13 protein-coding genes are annotated in these 13,680 nt (G+C 62.0%); 5 read left to right on the top strand and 8 right to left on the bottom strand.

Annotated elements, in window-relative coordinates; genetic code table 11:
- Positions 1-30 precede the first annotated feature (30 nt).
- Both FXN63_RS00250 and FXN63_RS00245 read right to left on the bottom strand, forming a co-directional pair.
- A complete protein-coding gene (locus FXN63_RS00250; protein WP_148811744.1) occupies positions 31-318 on the bottom strand; it encodes a helix-turn-helix domain-containing protein in 288 nt (95 codons plus the stop codon).
- Positions 315-644: a type II toxin-antitoxin system RelE/ParE family toxin gene (locus FXN63_RS00245; protein WP_148811742.1), complete on the bottom strand. Its 330-nt coding sequence runs from the start codon at positions 642-644 to the stop codon at positions 315-317. The genes FXN63_RS00250 and FXN63_RS00245 overlap by 4 nt, the downstream gene beginning before the upstream one ends.
- 155 nt (positions 645-799) lie before the next feature.
- Between FXN63_RS00245 and FXN63_RS00240 the strand changes: the two genes are divergently transcribed.
- Positions 800-1,096 carry an acylphosphatase gene (locus FXN63_RS00240; RefSeq protein WP_148811740.1) on the top strand — a complete coding sequence of 99 codons (297 nt, stop codon included), beginning with the start codon at positions 800-802 and terminating at the stop codon, positions 1,094-1,096.
- 27 nt (positions 1,097-1,123) lie between these two features.
- Here the strand turns inward: FXN63_RS00240 and FXN63_RS00235 are convergent, their stop codons facing one another.
- Together FXN63_RS00235 and FXN63_RS00230 are read right to left on the bottom strand one after the other, a co-directional pair.
- Positions 1,124-2,524 (bottom strand): HAMP domain-containing sensor histidine kinase, encoded by a 1,401-nt coding sequence (locus FXN63_RS00235; RefSeq protein ID WP_148811738.1) that lies wholly within the window; start codon positions 2,522-2,524, stop codon positions 1,124-1,126.
- Complete coding sequence (locus FXN63_RS00230) at positions 2,511-3,197, bottom strand: response regulator transcription factor (protein ID WP_148811736.1); 687 nt, start codon at positions 3,195-3,197, stop codon at positions 2,511-2,513. The genes FXN63_RS00235 and FXN63_RS00230 overlap by 14 nt, the downstream gene beginning before the upstream one ends.
- Positions 3,198-3,373: 176 nt before the next feature.
- On the opposite strand from FXN63_RS00230, the gene mgtA reads away from it, so the two are divergent.
- Both mgtA and FXN63_RS00220 read left to right on the top strand, forming a co-directional pair.
- Entirely contained in the window at positions 3,374-6,103 is a 2,730-nt protein-coding gene (gene mgtA / locus FXN63_RS00225) for a magnesium-translocating P-type ATPase (RefSeq protein WP_148811734.1), read from the top strand.
- 72 nt (positions 6,104-6,175) lie between these two features.
- The gene (locus FXN63_RS00220) at positions 6,176-6,895 is read left to right on the top strand and encodes an MgtC/SapB family protein (protein ID WP_148811732.1); all 720 of its coding nucleotides are present in this window, start codon (positions 6,176-6,178) and stop codon (positions 6,893-6,895) included.
- Between the two features lie 25 nt (positions 6,896-6,920).
- Here FXN63_RS00220 and FXN63_RS00215 read toward each other — a convergent pair whose 3' ends face one another.
- Positions 6,921-7,391, bottom strand: coding sequence for a winged helix-turn-helix transcriptional regulator (locus FXN63_RS00215; RefSeq protein WP_148811730.1), 471 nt, complete (start codon positions 7,389-7,391; stop codon positions 6,921-6,923).
- Positions 7,392-7,532: 141 nt separating this feature from the next.
- Here FXN63_RS00215 and FXN63_RS00210 point away from each other — a divergent pair, with 141 nt between their 5' ends.
- Positions 7,533-8,849 carry a D-amino acid dehydrogenase gene (locus tag FXN63_RS00210; RefSeq protein WP_148811728.1) on the top strand — a complete coding sequence of 439 codons (1,317 nt, stop codon included), beginning with the start codon at positions 7,533-7,535 and terminating at the stop codon, positions 8,847-8,849.
- Positions 8,850-9,033: 184 nt separating this feature from the next.
- Entirely contained in the window at positions 9,034-10,347 is a 1,314-nt protein-coding gene (locus FXN63_RS00205; RefSeq protein ID WP_148811726.1) for an MFS transporter, read from the top strand.
- A gap of 120 nt (positions 10,348-10,467) precedes the next feature.
- On the opposite strand, the gene FXN63_RS00200 is transcribed toward FXN63_RS00205, so the two are convergent.
- From FXN63_RS00200 to lysA, 3 genes are all read right to left on the bottom strand, one after another.
- Positions 10,468-11,757 (bottom strand): NAD(P)/FAD-dependent oxidoreductase, encoded by a 1,290-nt coding sequence (locus FXN63_RS00200; protein WP_148811724.1) that lies wholly within the window; start codon positions 11,755-11,757, stop codon positions 10,468-10,470.
- Between the two features lie 94 nt (positions 11,758-11,851).
- Positions 11,852-12,223 carry a FecR/PupR family sigma factor regulator gene (locus tag FXN63_RS00195; RefSeq protein WP_148811722.1) on the bottom strand — a complete coding sequence of 124 codons (372 nt, stop codon included), beginning with the start codon at positions 12,221-12,223 and terminating at the stop codon, positions 11,852-11,854.
- A gap of 130 nt (positions 12,224-12,353) precedes the next feature.
- Positions 12,354-13,589, bottom strand: a complete 1,236-nt coding sequence (gene lysA, locus FXN63_RS00190; RefSeq protein ID WP_148811720.1) for a diaminopimelate decarboxylase — start codon at positions 13,587-13,589, stop codon at positions 12,354-12,356.
- Between the last annotated feature and the right edge of the window lie 91 nt (positions 13,590-13,680).

Genomic DNA, 13,680 nt, shown 5'->3' with positions numbered 1-13,680 from the left:
CCTGCGCTGTGGATAAGCGCAGGTGTCACATCAGGCAGTTTCGAGTTCAGGAATGGTGACTTGAATATGGAGACCGGCGGCCGCCGCCATGTTCACCAATGCATCGATGCTGAACAGATCGATCTTGCCGCGTTTCAGATCGGAGATACGCGGCTGGGTTACGTCGAACAACTTGGCGGCTACCGCCTGGCTCATGCCAGTGCGGTTGATGTGAGCAGTCAACGCCCGCATCATGGAAGCGCGAACCCTCATGTTTTCAGCAGCTTGTGGCGTTTCCTCAAGGGCATCCCACACACTGGCGAAGGTCTGGCTGCTCATTTTCTTAGTCCTTTGACAAGGTGCGATAGCCGATCTTTGGCCAGATCGATATCTGCTTTGGACGTCTTCTGCGTCTTCTTCTTAAAACAGTGAAGAACGTGGACCGCATCAGAAAATTTGGCCACGTAGATCACGCGGTACGCGCCCGTATCGTCCTTGATACGAATCTCCCTGACGCCCATACCAATAGATGGCATTGGCTTCCAGTCTGCAGGCTCTTCACCTCGCTGAATCGATTCGAGCTGAAACCCGGCTTCACGCATGGCAGCTGAGGGAAAGCTGCGTAGATCTGCTTTGGACGTGCCGTGGAAAGTGATAAGTTTCATGAAAATTGAAATTATACAAAATTTTGTATAACCAGCAAGGCTATTGGCACCTCCTTTAGTTGCGACGAAACGCGATGCATTCCGGGCGCGGTTTTTGTCACAGCGGACCGGACGATAGAATCGTTCGTCTCCCGCTTTACATTCCGGACAGCAGCATGCGCCATTCCTCCCCCTCGACTTCCCTGGAAACCGTGTTTGTCAGGGTCACCGGCAAGGTGCAGGGCGTGGGTTATCGCCTGTCCACCGTGCGCCGTGCGCATTTGATTGGCGCGCGCGGCTGGGTGCGCAACAACGACGATGGCTCGGTCGAAGCCACCGTACAGGGCACGCCCGATCAGGTCGATGCCATGCTCGAATGGTTGCGTCAGGGACCGCCCGGCGCACGCGTGACGGACCTGACCAGCGAAGTCCAGTATGTGGATCGGCGCTTCGACCGGTTCGAGCAACGCTGATCGACCCACGGCCGTCTTTCGGCGGCCTTATACCGCCAGCGGCAACCTGACCGAGAACAGCGCCCCACCATCCGCCAGGTTGCTGGCCACGATGCGACCGCCGTGCGCATGCACGATCGATTGTGCCAGCGCCAGGCCAAGACCCACGCCAGTCACATCGGCACCGCGCGTCGACGCCCCGCGATAAAAGCGGTCGAAGATGCGGGTCAGGTCTTCCGGCGCAATGCCAGGCCCCATGTCCGATACGCTCAGCAAAACTTCACCGCTATCGACCACCGCCCGGATGGTCACCACGCTTTGGGGTGGCGAGAACTTCAACGCATTGCCCAGCAAGTTGTTCAACACCAGCGACGCCTGCCCCGGTGCCATGCGCACGACCGCATACGGCGAAGCCTCGACCGCGAAGGCAATCTGGCGTTCGTCGGCCACTGGCGTCAGCAAGCGCACGGCCTCGTCCACCACGGAAGCAATCGCCACCGGTGCTGTCGGCACCCGTTCCTGGGCAGCATCTGCACGCGCCAGCAACAACAATTCATCGGTCAGCTGCGTCAGCCGCTCGGCTTCTTCCAGGCAGGATCGCAAGACCTCCAGATATTCCTCGCGTTCGCGTGGATAACGCAGCGTGATGTCGATCTCGGCACGCAGCCGGGACAGCGGCGAGCGCAGTTCGTGCGAGGCGTCGGCGGTGAATCGACGCTGTGCATCGAACCCGGTTTCCAGGCGCGCCAGCATGTCGTTCAAGGTGTCGACCAGTCGGCCGATTTCGTCTCGGGTCCCCGGGTGCGGCAGGCGTTCGCCCAGGTTGGTGTCACCGATGTCGCGCACCTGCAAGACCACCTGATCGATGGTGCGGAAGGCACCCCGTGTCAGCCAATGTCCGGCGATACCCACTGCCGTCAACAACGCCACGGCCATGGCGGCGAACAACAGCCCGGCTGCCTGCATCACCGCCTTCACATCGTCCAGCGACCCCGCCACCAGCACCGCGCGCTTGCCGCCTGGTGCTGGCACGGCAACCATGCGCGCAGGCTCGCCGCCGAAGTCCAGCAAGGTCTCGAAAGCCGTTTCGCCTGTCGCAAGTTCGGCCAACATGGATGGCGACACCGGCAGACTCGACGGACCCAGGTTGGCACTGCGCGCCAGCACCGCCCCCCGCATGTCGATGACTTGCACCAGCCTGTCGAGCCGGTCCAGCGCCGGTTCGGCGATCGGGCCATTGGCGGGGTCGTGCACGATCACCGGTGCATCCGGGTCGGTGGGCAACGAGCCGATCTCGGTTTCGGCCAATGCCACCAGCGCCGAATCGAGCTGCTGGTGAATGGCGCGTGACAGTCCCCAGTGCCCCGCCAATGCGGTCAGCACCAGAATCACCGTGATCAGCATCAGGTGAATGAAGGTCAGGCGCGCACGGAAACTAAGCGCGTTCATGCCCGGCCTCTTTCAGTTGGAAGCCGCGTCCGCGCACGGTATGAATCAGCGGCTGCAGGCCCGTGACGTCGACCTTGCGGCGCAGGTTGCTGATGTGCACGTCGATCAGGTTGTCCAGGCCGATCTGATCGACATCCCACACCCGTTCGCCCAGCCGCGCACGGCTGACCACCTCGCCTGCCTGGCGCAGCAATATTTCAAGAATTGCGTATTCCTTGGGGGTCAGATCAAGCGTCCGACCCGCGCGCGTCACGCGGTGGGTGACCGGGTCCAGGCTCAGATCTGCCACCGCCATCACCACGGGCCGGGTGATTTCCGAGCGTCGCAACAAGGCGCGCGCACGCGCCAGCAACTCCTCGAACGCATACGGCTTGGTCAGGTAGTCGTCGGCACCGTGGTTCAGGCCCGCCACCCGATCGGCCAGCGCATCGCGGGCGGTCAGCATCAACACCGGTGTTTGAATGCCACTGGCACGCAGGTCGCGACACAGCTCCATGCCGTCGCGGTCATGCAACATGCGATCGAGCACGATCAGGTCGTAGTCCGTCACCCTGGCGAGTTCATCGCCTTCCTCGACGGTGTGCGCCATATCAACGACAAACCCTTCTTCCTGCAAGCCTCTCGACAACAGGCGCGCCGCCTTGCGGTCGTCCTCGACGATGAGGATTCTCATGGCCCAGCTCCTTGGGGGTGACCAGGATCATCTTATCCGGCGACCGTGCGCCTGCGCGGTTTCTGAAGAAAGATTCAGGCGGCCTTGGGACGATCTTAAGACACCCCTCGATAAGCTTCGATGCAAGTCTGGATCACGCCGATGGGGAGCGTTGCCCGGACACCGAGGACGCCATCATGAATCTCTTCAAAACCCTGTTCGGCACATTCCTGCGCACCCGGCGCGCATCCCGCCATTTCCGTCGCACGGTGGTTCCTGCTGCGGTCAACGGACAGGTCACCCTGCGTGCGGTGCCCGACGAGCTTGCCCACGCTTTGCTGCGCAGCGCCCGCGAGGACCTGGGCGACACGCTCGCCAAGCTGCGCGGCCATCCCGGTGGTCTGAGCGAATCGGAAGCCGCAGACGCCCTGGCACGCATGGGCCCGAACGAGGTCGAACACGAAAAGCCACTGCCACAGTGGCTGCACCTGTGGCATTGCTACAAGAACCCGTTCAACCTGCTGCTGACCGTGCTCGCCATCGTGTCTTACCTGACCGAAGACGTGAAGGCCACGCTGGTGATCGGCACCATGGTGGGCTTGTCGACGCTGATCCGCTTTGTACAGGAAGGGCGCTCGAACCGCGCCGCCGAACGCCTGAAGGCCATGGTGAGCAACACCGCCACCGTCATTCGTTGCCCCGAGGCCGATGAAGCCGCTCAGCTGGGCTGTGTGCCGGCCACGCGCATCGAAGTGCCGATCCAACGCCTGGTGCCGGGCGAAGTGCTGGTGCTGTCGGCCGGTGACATGATTCCCGCCGACTGCCGCGTGATGAGCGCCAAGGACTTGTTTGTCAGCCAGGCCGCCATGACCGGTGAATCGCTGCCGGTGGAAAAGGACGCCGATGGCCATCGCAGTTTCAGCAGTGTGCTGGACGCCAGCAACCTGCTGTTCATGGGCACCAACGTGGTGTCCGGCTCGGCCACGGCCGTGGTGTTGAACACCGGCAACCGCACTTACTTCGGCACCATCGCCACCCGGGCAACGGCGCAAGACCGCACGCCCACCGCCTTCCAGGCAGGCGTGAACAGCGTCAGCTGGCTGCTGATTCGCTTTGCACTGGTGATGGCACCACTGGTCTTCCTGATCAACGGCATCACCAAGGGCGACTGGACCGATGCCTTCCTGTTCGCGCTGTCGGTGGCCGTGGGTCTGACGCCCGAAATGCTGCCGATGATCGTGACCTCTACCTTGGCCAAAGGGGCTGTACTGCTGTCGCGCAAGAAGGTGGTGGTCAAACGTCTGGACGCTATTCAGAACTTCGGTGCGATGGACGTGTTGTGCACCGACAAGACCGGCACGCTGACGCAGGATCGCATCTTCCTGGAACGCCATACCGACGTATTCGGCAACGATTCGAACGAGGTGTTGAAGTTTGCCTACCTGAACAGCCACTACCAGACCGGCCTGAAGAACCTGCTGGATCGCGCGGTGCTTGACCACGTCGAACTGCAGACCGAACTGCGTCTGGCCGAGCACTACAAGAAGGTCGATGAAATCCCCTTTGACTTCGACCGCCGTCGCATGTCGGTGGTGGTGTCGGAACGCGATGACCACCACGAACTGATCTGCAAAGGTGCTGTCGAGGAAATCCTGGCTGCCTGCACCCACGTGCTGGACAAAGGTGTTGCTGTGCCGCTGGATGCCGACATGCTGGCCCGCGTATATCGGGTCACACGTGACCTGAACGAAGAAGGCTTGCGTGTGGTGGCGGTGGCGATGAAAGAAGTGCCGCCGCGCAAGATGGTCTACGCGATTGCCGACGAAACCGAGCTGACGCTGGTGGGCTATATAGCCTTCCTGGATCCCCCAAAGGAATCGACCGCACCGGCTTTGAAAGCACTGGCCGAACACGGTGTAACCGTGAAGGTGCTGACCGGCGACAACGAGCTGGTGACCGCCAAGATCTGCCGCGAAGTGGGCCTGACGGTGAACGGTGTGGTGCTGGGTCCGCAAGTGGAACGCATGAACGATGCGGAACTGGCCATCGTGGTGGAACGCAGCACGGTGTTTGCCAAGCTCACGCCGCTGGACAAAGAGCGCATTGTGCGTGCGCTGCGTGCCAACGGACACGTGGTTGGCTTCATGGGTGATGGCATCAACGACGCCCCGGCACTGCGTGCGGCAGACATCGGTATCTCTGTCGACACGGCGGTGGACATCGCCAAGGAAGCGGCCGACATCATCTTGCTGGAAAAGAGCCTGATGGTGCTGGAAGAGGGCGTGCTGGAAGGACGCAAAACTTTCAGCAACATGCTGAAGTACATCCGCATGACGGCAAGTTCCAACTTCGGCAACGTGTTCTCGGTGCTGGTGGCCAGTGCCTTCCTGCCCTTCCTGCCGATGCTGCCACTGCAATTGCTGGTGCAGAACCTGCTGTATGACGTGTCGCAGATCGGCATTCCCTTCGACAACGTCGACCCGGAACTGGTGCGCGAACCGCTGAAGTGGAACCCCGCTGACATCGGCCGTTTCATGGTGTTCTTCGGCCCGCTGAGTTCGGTGTTCGACATCACCACCTTTGTGCTGATGTGGTACGTGTTCGACGCCCGCACTGAAGCCGATCAGACCTTGTTCCAGTCTGGCTGGTTCGTGGTGGGCTTGCTGACCCAGACGCTGATCGTGCACATGATCCGCACGCCGAAGATTCCGTTCCTGCAAAGCATCGCCGCCACGCCGATGCTGCTGATGACGGTGATCATCATGGCGATCGGGATCTTCCTGCCGATGGGACCGCTGGCCGACTACTTCAAGCTGCAGGCACTGCCACTGTCGTACTTCCCCTGGCTGCTGGGCATTCTGCTGGGCTACGCCACACTTACGACGGTCATGAAGCGCATCTACATTCGGAAATACGGCTGGCAGTGAGGAACATCAGCCAGCTGACATGACAGGCCGGCTTGACCCGTTCAACCGGCCACGACAAACGTGGACGGAATCATGTTCGACGCAATCGACACCAATGCGCTGCGCCCCCTGCTGGACACCCTGACCAGCCTGGGCGCAGCCTTCATCCTGGGCAGCGTGATTGGCTTCGAGCGCCAGGTGCGGCAGCGTACTGCCGGCCTGCGCACCAACACCCTGGTGGCGGTCGGCGCAGCAGTGTTCGTGCACATTGCCGGACGGCTGACCGGCCACGAAGGTGCGGTGCACGTGATGGCCTATGTCGTGTCGGGCATCGGCTTTCTGGGTGCCGGGGCGATCATGAAAGAGGGGGCCAATATCAGCGGCCTGAACACCGCCGCCACCCTGTGGGGATCGGCCGCCGTGGGTGCCTGCGCCGGGGCATCGATGATCGGTGAAGCCACGATTGCCACCGGCTTTGTGCTGGCCGCCAACACACTACTGCGGCCGGTGGTCAACCGGATCAACCGTCAACCCGTCAACGAGCAATCGGCGGAAGCCGTGTACACCGTGTATGTGATCTGCCGGCGTGTGGTGCAGGCAGAAGTACGCGAAAAGATGACGGAACTGCTGGAAGCCGCCACCTACCCGGTGCGCGACATGGCACAACATGCCTTCGGCCCGACCGATGCCGAGATTGCCGCCACCTTGTACGCAAGCGCGGTGGAGGCCGAGGAGCTTGACCACGTAATGACGCTGCTGGAAGCCGAGACTGGGGTCTTGCAGGCGTTCTGGAATGCGAGCGCGGAAGACTGATGGGGCACGCGTTCCCCCCAGTCTGCTAGAACGCCCCCGTCGGCAAAAACAGCGTTTCCTTGATCTCTTCCATCACCACATAACTGCGCGACTCGGCAGACGCTGGCAGTTTCTTCAGAATCTGCCCCAGCAACTGCCGGTACTCGCTCATGGCGGGCAATCTGGCCTTCACCAGATAGTCGAAGTCCCCCGACACCAGGTGGCATTCCATCACCTGCGGCACGTGCTGAAGTTCACTTTTGACCTTCTCGAACACGTCGCCAGACTTGGCCGACAGTTTGATCTCCAGGAACACCAGCAGGTTCATGCCCAGCGCAGCCGGATCGACCCGCGCGTGGTAGCCGGTGATCACGCCTTCGCGCTCCAGGCGCCGCACGCGCTCGGCGCAGGGCGTGGCGGACAAGCTGATCCGATCGGCTAAATCAGTGATCGAAATTCGGCCTTCGCGCTGAAGAATATCGAGGATTTTTCGGTCGATTCGATCGAGCTCGCGCATTTCACTTTCCTTGCTGCGGATACGCCACAGGTTTCAGCGATTTTCCCTGCGACCGGGCCATTGTTTAGCGGAATCCACTCCCACATCCTCAATAGACTACTTCAAAGCACATAAATCAATATCGAGACAGAGGAAACCTCCATGCACGTCATCGTTCTGGGTAGCGGCGTTATCGGCAGTACGACCGCGTATTACCTCGCCAAGTCTGGCGCTCAGGTGACGGTGCTGGAGCGCCAGCCCGGCCCTGCGCTGGAGACCAGCTTCGCCAATGCTGGCCAGGTCTCGCCCGGCTATTCCACGCCCTGGGCCGCACCCGGCATTCCCTTGAAGGCATTGAAGTGGATGTTCCAGCGCCATGCGCCGCTGACCATCCGCCCGGACGGCACGACGTTCCAGTTGCGATGGATGGCGGCCATGCTGCGCAACTGCTCGTCTGAGCGTTACGCAGTCAACAAAGAACGCATGACCCGCATCGCCGAGTACAGCCGCGACTGCCTGCGCCTGCTGCGCAGCGACACCGGTATTGCCTATGAAGAACGCAGCGGCGGCACGCTGCAACTGTTCCGCAGCGACGCACAGATGCAGGCCGTGCAGAAAGACATCGACGTGCTGAAAGAGTGCGGCGTGCCCTACGAACTGCTGGGCCGTGACCAGCTGCGCACGGCCGAACCCGCGCTGGAAAACGTGAAGCACACCCTGGCTGGTGGCCTGCGTCTGCCCAATGACGAAACCGGTGACTGCAATATGTTCACCACGCGCCTGGTCGAACTGGCGAAAAGCATGGGCGTGGATTTCCGCTTCGGCCAGAACGTGCAGCAGCTGTTGACCGAAGGCGGCAAGATCGTCGGCGTGCGTGTGGGCAACGAGGTGTTGAAGGCCGACCGCTACGTGCTGGCATTCGGCAGCTATTCGCGCCAGATGCTTGAACCCCTGGGCCTGGATCTGCCGGTCTACCCGGTGAAGGGTTACTCGCTGACGGTACCGCTGGTGGACGCCGCCAAAGGCCCCGTATCGACCATTCTGGACGAGACCTACAAGGTGGCGGTCACGCGCTTCGAGAACCGCATTCGCGTGGGCGGCATGGCTGAACTCAGCGGTTTCGACCTGAGCCTGAACCCGCGCCGCCGCGAAACGCTGGAGCTGGTCGTCAACAGCCTGTTCCCCGGAGCGGGCGACGTGCCACAAGCCAGCTTCTGGACCGGCCTGCGCCCGATGACCCCCGACAGCACGCCGATTGTGGGCGGCACGCGTTACGACAACCTGTTCCTGAACACCGGCCACGGCACGCTGGGCTGGACCATGGCGGCAGGCTCGGGCAAGTTGCTGTCGGACTTGATCACGGGTGCAAAGCCCGAGATTTCAACCGAGGGCCTGGATATCGGCCGCTACGCACGCGCATCTGCCCCCAGGCCGTCCGCCACCAGCCAGACAAGCGGTCGCAGGCCGGTCGCGGTCTGATCGCAGTCGGGGACGCAAGGGGTGGACGGAAACAGCGCTGATGCCACCCTGAAGGCACGCTGATCGGCCAAAAAGAAAAGGCACGTCTCCTGAGAGGCGTGCCATTTTTTTGCGCGGCCGTACAGCTTAGTGAAAGGAGAGGGCGCGGAAAATCGGGATTACCCCATCCACGAGTGAAGCGATCATGAGTGCAGCGACAAGTGACTCTCACATCGACCCGGCCGACGCAAAACGTCGGATCAAGGCGATCTTCATCGGTTCCATCGGCAATCTGGTCGAGTGGTACGACTTTTACGCCTACACGGCTTTTGCGCTGTATTTCGCGCCCGCATTTTTCCCGTCCCACGACCCTGTCGTACAGCAGCTCAATGCCGCCACTTTGTTCGCCGCCGGTTTCCTGGTGCGCCCGCTGGGCGGCTGGCTGTTCGGCCATTTGGCCGACCGATACGGCAGGCGTTTATCGCTGACGGTGTCGGTGGTCATGATGTGCGTGGGCTCGCTGATCATCGCGCTCACGCCCACCTATGACACCATCGGCTTTGCCGCTCCCGCGCTGCTGGCACTGGCCCGCATCATCGAAGGTCTGAGTCTGGGTGGTGAATACGGAGCCAGCGCTACCTATCTGACCGAAGTGGCCGACCCCAAGCATCGTGGCTTCTATTCCAGCTTCCAGTACGTCACGCTGATCGGCGGCCAGCTGTCTGCGATTCTGGTGCTGCTGCTGTTGCAGAACGTGTTCCTGACCCATGAACAGATTCTGGACTGGGGCTGGCGCATTCCCTTCGTGATCGGTGCGATGCTGGCGATTACCGCCGCGTTGATGCGTCGCGACATGCACGAGACCGAGTCCTTCCTGGAATTGAAGAAGACCAAGCCCAAGACCAGCTCGATCCGCCTGCTGATGAACTATCCGCGTGAAATCGCGCTGGTCGTCGGCCTGACTGCGGGCGGTACCGCCGCCTTCTACACCTTCACGACCTACATGCAGACCTTCGTGCGGCAGACCGTGGGCTTGTCGGCCACTACCACGACCTTCGTGATTGCCGGCTCACTGATCTTCGCGTCGATCCTGCAGCCGGTGTATGGCGCGCTGTCGGACCGCATTGGCCGCAAGCCCTTGCTGATCTTCTTTGGCGTGGCGGGCAGCATTTTCACAGTGCCAATCCTGACGGCCATGACCAACACCAAGTCACCGTGGGTCGCCTTCCTGCTGATCTCGGCAGCGTGGATCTTCACGGCCTGCTACACCTCGATCAACGCGGTGGTGAAGGCTGAACTCTTCCCGACCTCGATCCGCGCCACCGGCATCGCCGTGCCTTATGCAGTGACGGTATCGATCTTCGGGGGCACCGCACCGGCGATTGCGCTGTGGTTCAAGCAGGCAGGTCACGAGCAGTGGTTCTTCTACTACCTGGCCGGCGTGATCTTCCTGTCGCTGCTGGTGTATTCGACCATGCGCGACACCAAGCACCAGTCGAAGATGCATGTGCATGAATAAACGTGCGCACGAATAAGTGAGATGAACACGGTTGCAGCTACCTGCTGTGACCATGCGAAACGGGGCGTCATCAACGCCCCGTTTTGCATTCAAGACGGCTTGAATTGACTAGAAAATGGACTAGAAACGCGTCACAGAAAACGGGGCCAGCCGATCGGCCGATGCGGCACCCGTCATCACATCCGCCAGCAGCTTGCCAGTGGGTGCAGACCCGGTCAGACCCAGGTGACCATGTCCGAAAGCCGTCCACAAACCGGGATGGGTCGGCACCTCGCCGATCACCGGCATGGAATCCGGCAGGCAAGGGCGGTGGCCCATCCAGGTACTTGCGCCCTGCGACAAGTCCAGGCCTTTCAGACCGGCTTTTGCATGGTCGCCCAGCAGGGCAGCACGCGGAGCACTCGGCGCACGCTTGAAACCGCCATATTCCACCGTGCCCGCCACGCGCAAGCCATCTTCCATCGGCGTGATGAACACCTTGCGATCAGCCAGCACCACGGTGCGCGACACCGACATGCCGGGGTTCGGAATGCTCAGGTGATATCCCCGCTGCGTCTCCAGCGGCACCTTCACACCCAGCGTGCCCAGCAACTGCGCCGACCACGCACCGGCTGCCACCACCACTTCATCGACATGATGCGATTCACGCCCGGTGGCAATGGTCCAGCCATCGCTGCCCGGGGTCAGGCCACGCACGTCGTCCTGGATGATTTCCACGCCCATTTCGCGCAGCTTGTCGGCCAGTGCCGTTGCGTAGCGCAAAGGCTGCGATACCCATGCAGAGTCCGGCAGGAACAGCCCCACGCCATATCGATCGTCGATCGCCGGTTCCATCGCCTGGATGCCTGCCCGGTCGAGACGCTCGACGGTCTCGCCATACTGCAGCTTCAGCGCCCAGCTGCCTGCGTCCTTCGCCAGTGCGGCCTCATTGGGGTACAGGTGCAATTGGCCCGTGTTGCCGATGCGCTGGGGGCAACCGATATCACGGGCAAGTTCACGGTGCAGCGGAATCGAGTCGGCCAGCAAGCCGCTCAGGGCTTGCGCAATGGTGGCCACACGCGGGGCTTTTGACGCGGCAATGAAGCGCAGCAGCCAAGGCAATGCCTTCAAGGCGTAGGTGGGCGGCAGGTACAAGGGGCCGGTCGGGTCGAGCATCATCTTGATGGCGGTGCCGACGATGCCCGGCATGGCCAGCGGCGCCACGGACCGTGATGACAAGGCACCGGCATTGCCGGACGAACATTGCGACCCTGGCGCTTCGCGGTCGATCACCACGACCTCGCATCCTGCGCGACGAAGATAGTAGGCCGTGCACAAGCCGACGATGCCAGCCCCCACCACGCCTACCCGACCCAGATTTCCGTTGATGCTGCCGTTGCCGTGCCTGTCGCGCGTACCACCTGCGATCATTACCGCTTCTCCGAAAGCCGAACCGTCTGTTGTTGCGTATCTCGTGTTTGGCAGTTCGTGTGTGCCAGTTCGTGTGTGTGCGGACTCGTCGCGATCAGCGGCTTTGCGCCACCAACCATTCGACCCAGCCGCGCACCTGCGGTTGCTGTGCCGCGAACACACCCGCGCCACACAGCACCACCACCAGCGCAAGCGCACGTACCCGACGCTGCCGCGCACGGCGCATATTCACCCACGGGTTGTAATTGCGGCGCTGCGGTGCCTTGCTGAGGCTCAGATTGACCGATTCGACGTGCTGCCACGCACGCTCGTGTTCCGGGTCGGCGGCGCGCCACTGACGCCACGCCGCGCGGTCGGCATCGGTATCCGAGCCGTTCAGGAACATTGCAAACCACACCGACGCCTGTCGGGCGACTTCCGAATCGACCGGGCGACCACCGGTATCGGCGGAGCTCAGTTCAGCCATGAGAATGCGCACAAAGGAAAAGACTGGTCATTTTACCGGGCACGACCCGGCGACGCAGAAAGTTATCTCCCTCGTGCCGCAAAAATACGCTGTCGCTCGCTCACGCCACCTTGATCGGATGACGCGGCGGTCATCGCGGGGCGGTGTTGCAGTGCAGCGTGGGCACGGGAATTTCCAGTGCGATCAAGGCATCGATGCGCTGACGATGCCGGATGCACTGGTGGCCAGTGCCATCCACCAGCACTTCCGGGGCAAGCGGGCGACTGTTGTACGTGGAGGACATCGATGCGCCGTAGGCACCCGCTTCATGCAGCACCAGCAGGTCACCCACACGCGGATCGGGCAGCGAGCAGGGCGCAAGCACACCTTCGCGAGATTGCGTGAATACGTCGCCAGCCTCGCACAAGGGCCCTGCGACGACCACATCGCGCGGCGCACGCTGTCCGGTGTCTGCCGATACCACCGATATCGGATGCCGGCTGCCGTAGAACGCGGGCCGCACCAGGTCGTTGAAACCGGCATCGACCAGCACAAAGCGGTGCGCCGGCGTGTCCTTGACCACATGCACCTGGGTCAGCAACACCCCCGACGACGCCACCAGAAATCGCCCCGGCTCGACTTCCAGCGTGACCGCGTGGCCAAGTCGGGCGGCAATGCGTTGCCGCGCTGCGTCCCACAAGGCGAAGTAGCGCCCGATCTGCGCCGCATCATCGTCATCGGGCAAGCCGCCGCCTGCCGAGATGGCGTCCACATCGATACCGAACCGGACAATTGCAGCTACCATCGCGTCGCACACTTGCGCCAGGTGCGCGTAGTCCGTGCCGGAACCGATGTGCATGTGCAGGCCAACCAGGCGCAAGCCATGACGGCGGATGGCCGCCAGGGCCTGCGGCACATCATCGATCCAGACCCCGTGCTTGCTGTGCACACCACCGGTATTGGTCTTCGGGCTGTGACCGTGGCCAAACCCGGGATTGATGCGCAGCCAGACGGCGTGGCCAGGCGCATGGGCACCCAAGGCATCGATCATGTCGACGGAACCGCAGTTGACGGCGATGCCATGGTGCATGACCAGCGCGCGGGTCTGGTCGTCGATCAGGTCGGCGGTGAACACCACTTCCTGTGGCGTGAACTCGGCCGCCAGACTGCGCACCAGTTCGCCATGCGACACCGCATCGACCCGCACGCCCGCCTCGCGCATCAGGCGCAGCAGGTGGATATTGGCATTGGCTTTCTGCGCATAGCGGATGAGGTCGAAGTCCTGCAGCAGGGCAATGCGGGCGCGGATCTTCTGCGCGTCGTAGACCCACACGGGTGTGCCATGTTCGTGGGCAATGGCGGTAAACAAGTCGTCGGTGATTTGCATGATGAGGCTCCGGGTTGGAAGTGCTGATTGGAAGACCTAGGTGGCAGGCATCATGCAAGGCCATCGACATCTCGTAAAATATTCATTTTTT

Source organism: Pigmentiphaga aceris, assembly GCF_008119665.1.
Lineage (GTDB): Bacteria > Pseudomonadota > Gammaproteobacteria > Burkholderiales > Burkholderiaceae_B > Pigmentiphaga > Pigmentiphaga aceris.
This window is presented reverse-complemented; position numbering and strand designations above follow the sequence as displayed.